The 3,990-nt window shown below is 60.7% G+C and carries 1 protein-coding gene and 2 pseudogenes; 1 reads left to right on the top strand and 2 read right to left on the bottom strand.

The genetic code is table 11. From position 1 onward, the window contains the following. Positions 1-559: 559 nt before the first annotated feature. Positions 560-1,618, bottom strand: a complete 1,059-nt coding sequence (locus FGX59_RS36150; protein WP_138473382.1) for a hypothetical protein — start codon at positions 1,616-1,618, stop codon at positions 560-562. Between the two features lie 270 nt (positions 1,619-1,888). On the opposite strand from FGX59_RS36150, the pseudogene FGX59_RS36145 reads away from it, so the two are divergent. After that, a pseudogene (locus tag FGX59_RS36145) lies at positions 1,889-2,062 on the top strand (ISL3 family transposase); the annotation flags it as partial. A gap of 317 nt (positions 2,063-2,379) precedes the next feature. On the opposite strand, the pseudogene FGX59_RS36140 reads toward FGX59_RS36145, so the two are convergent. Then, positions 2,380-3,872, bottom strand: a pseudogene (locus FGX59_RS36140) (IS3 family transposase); the annotation flags it as partial. Positions 3,873-3,990: the final 118 nt, after the last annotated feature.

Here is a 3,990-nt window from a genome sequence, read left to right as displayed (position 1 = left end):
TCCTGTGAATAGGCCACTCGTCATCCTGTCCCGCCCGCCTCGCTGCATAGTTTCAGATCGAAGGACGGTGACAACAACCCTGCACGAGGGGGCCGCCGCGCGCTGGACGTCGTCCGACAGGACACATCGAAGGGGTCGCTGTCGATGAAGCTCCAGAGGGCGGGCTGGGACGAAGCGTTCCTGCGCAGCATTCTCACTGCGCTGCCAGCGGCTTGAGCCAAACGCGATTGCCCTGCCCCGAGAGGACGGTGCTGTTGGATAAATCAGCAGGCGACCGCAGTCCCCCTCTATCAGGATAGTTGTCACCGTCCTTCAATCTGAAACTATGCAGCGAGGCTGTGGTACCCGCTCCAGTCCCGCCAGAGTGCCCGGGGCCATATGCTTCGATGTCCCCAGGATTTCGTTGTGCGCCCCGGCAGCGTTGTTCCGCTTCTCGACCGACCGCGAAAAGACCATCCCAACGGCCACTTGGTGGGCTGAAGCGGCATCCTTCACTCGGGTGCCTATGGCCTTTACACGGGCCCTTTTCAGCGTCGTCAGAGAGCGGGGCCAGCTTACTTCATTCTCCCAATTTTGCGAGTAGCTCCGCGTTTTTTTCTCGCAAACCTACGACTACTTGCCGAAGCTTCTCTGCATTTTTCCGAAGCTTCTCTACTTTTTCGACTTCACGTCCAATTGCCCTCGATATCGAAAGCATCTGATCACTGGAGAAGTTGTATTCGGTCCCCACTGACTCCTCGGGAAACAGTCTGATGCATTCCTCGAAGTCCAATACCGCAGGCCTCTCATCCTCGGGCACGGCAGAAATGTAATCTGGATCAGACAATTCCATTTTCATCCTGTCTAAGAATGCGGAAAGTGACAATGGGTTGACTGGCGGCCACTCTGATGACAAATTGGGGATTTCCTCGCAAAGAGGATTGCTTACAATTTTTGCGGCATATCGTCCTAGGGTAGCGTTTAGCGCACGCTGAAACTCAAGTTCTGCGGTGGTGAGCGACCTGTTTATTCTCTCTGCTGGTGGGGTTGGCAATGTGCCTTCATTCAGCCCTAGCCACTTTTCGGCGACGGCCACTACAGAATCAGCGTGCCGAGTATAGTTGACAACCGTGCACTCACACCCGTGTTGTTTCAGACGTTGTATTGCCCTAATCGTGTGCCGTGGAAATGCGTAATCCGAAAGGCTTTCGCTAAGTGTGCCGGTATACCCACCACGCTTAACGCGCTGCTGATATTGCGATACCGCATGTGGCACAATATCACGCAAAAATAGGAGTGCCTTAATCTTGGCGCCGCTTGACTGCCTTATCAATTCTTCCAAAAAGCCTTCCCTTGAGGCCGCGAGTTCCTGAAAGATGGCCTCGCCTGATATCAAAAGATTCGGAAGCTTCGTAGCTGATCCCGCGGAAATGACCTTATCCAGCGCGCCAGGTCTCGGCCGGTAATTGCCAGATGTAATCTTACCACTATTTGACCTCTCTGCCATCTCATCATCTAGTGGATATGATATCCCATTGGCTGCTAGCTGTTTGCTGCCAAGAGACAACGCTGATTGCAAATAGCTAGAACCTGTTTTTCCGTGCCCGATATGAATGAAGACAGTTTCAAATTTTGGCATTCTGCGCTCCTGTTCTGGCATGCGGATCTAGATTTTCCTAGCCAGTTCACGGCGGGCATGCCAACATTTTGTGTGGTAGACTGGCGCGGCATTGTTGCAGAACTCTTCGAGGTTCGGGGTTCACCTCGGGAATCCGGTAGGTTAATGGCCTTACAGGACGAAGCCTCACACTACACGACTCCAGCGCTCAAGCGTCTCGGGACGACGATTTTCCGCCTTACGATTGGGCCGCCAAGACCTGATCTCAGCCGGTGCCGGAGTCTGCTGGGTGCCTTTGCCCGCGGCCTCCAGAAAGATTGCGACGCGGAGGCCGCGGCCCTGACCGAACCATGGTCGAACGGCCAGACAGAAGGTCAAATCAACCGCCTGAAAATGCTGAAGCGGCAAATGTATGGCCGGGCGGGTGTCGGTACCCTGGCGGCGAGGATGACTGCGATGTCGTAGGCAAAGGCCTGCATCAAAATTGAGCCAGCCCCCCTTTCAGAGCCGATTGACACTCCGGCCGGGCTACGCCCGCCCTCCGGCTCGCACCCGCCGCAACGTCTCATCCTGATTGTCGGGGAATCTCACCCTGTTTGTCGCGCCGCAGATTGCCCGGGAACTGGCGGGCTTCATCTGGGACATCGCCCGCAAGCGGTGGTTTTCAAGGTTGTTGTCACCGGTGTCTATTTTCAGGCTGCGCACTCTCCTGACGCGGCCATGGGACCGCCGCCGACTGCTTCCCTGGGGAGCGCGTCGGCGGTCCCATTGCCTCGCGGCATCTCGTCGGGCCGTTCGGGATTGAGCCAGACCGATCCGATCGGCTTCCAGCAACGCGTGCTGCCTGACCAGCGCTCGGGCCGCGCCGCGCGGGCCAGCTCGTAGACCCGGCTGCGTTTCTCCAGAAGAGACCGCTCCTCGCCGCGATGGCGCTGCTCGGGCGTCACGAAGCGGATCGCGCTGTGGCGGTGCTCGTGGTTGTACCAGGTGACGAAGCCCTGGACCCAGGTCCGCGCGGCCTCGATGCTGGCAAAGCCGCGCGGCGGCCAGCCGGGGCGGTACTTGCAGGTGCGGAACAGCGCCTCGGAGAAAGGGTTGTCGTTGGAGACGCGGGGCCGGCTGAATGAGGCCGTGATGCCGAGCCGCTCCATCGTCGCCTTCATCGTCGCGCCTTTCATGGGACTTCCATTATCAGCGTGCAAAACCAGCGGGTTGGCCAGGCATTTCTCCGCCCAGACCGCGCGCTGTAGAAGACCCGCGGCATTCTCCGACGTCTCGCGCTCGTGGACTTCCCAGCCGGTGATCTTGCGGCTCCAGATGTCGGTGATGATGTAGAGGTAGAAGAACTTGCCCGCGACCGGTCCGGGCAGCCAGGTGATATCCCAGGTCCACACCTGGCAGGGTCCCTTGGCCTCGAAGCTGCTCGGCGCTTTTCGACGGACCGGTGCGCGCGCGCGACCGCGGCGATGGTTCTGGCCATGGTCACGCAAGACCCTGTAAAAGCTGGATTCCGACGCGATATAGGTGCCCCCGTCGGCCAGCATGGGCACGATCTGGCTGGGCGGAAGGCTGGCGAACTCGGGCAAGGCGCAGGTGGTGACGATGCGGGCGCGCTCCTCGTCGCTGAGCTTGTTGGCAGGTACCGGCCGGGGCGCCATCGGACGCTTGTCTTCGCGGATGCCGCCCTCCGGGTCACGCCATCGGGCCAGAGTCTGCGGATGCAGGCCGAGCTCGCCGCAGGCGGCAGAACGGCACGCGCCCGCGGCCATCGCCTCGTCGACGAACCCGGCAATCTTCCGGCGATCGGGAGCAGAGGTCATTCGTCCTCTCCGTCCGCAGGGCCCCAGATCGCCGCCGCCTTTTTTCTCAGGACCAGCAGCGCCGCGGCTTCCGCGAGCGCCTTCTCCTTGCGCATCAGCTCGCGCTCGAGCTGCTGGATCCGCTTCCGGTCATCCTTCGTTTCGCGGGCAATCCGCGCCGAAGCTGCGCGGTCCCAGTCATTCGCCATCTCGCAGGCCTCCCGCCAGATCGCGATCTGCTCGGGGAATATCCCGCGGCGGCGGCAGTAGTCGCCCAGCTCCGCCTCGTTCAGCGCCGCCGCCTCGATCACCGCGGCAAGCTTGTCGCCCGACGTCCAGCCTTCGACATGCGCGTCAGCCTCGGGCAGCAGCTTGCCCTTCGCCCGCGCCTCCGCGCGCCACTTGGCGAGCGTTGCCCGCGAGATCCCCTCTTCAACCGCCAGCCGGTTCAAGGGGGTGCTGTTCGGCGGCAGCATCTTCGCGAGAACCGCCGCCTTTCGTTCCTGTGAATAGGCCACTCGTCATCCTGTCCCGCCCGCCTCGCTGCATAGTTTCAGATCGAAGGACGGTGACAACAACCCTGCACGAGGGGGC

Source organism: Poseidonocella sp. HB161398, assembly GCF_005870025.1.
Lineage (GTDB): Bacteria > Pseudomonadota > Alphaproteobacteria > Rhodobacterales > Rhodobacteraceae > Mangrovicoccus.
This window is presented reverse-complemented; position numbering and strand designations above follow the sequence as displayed.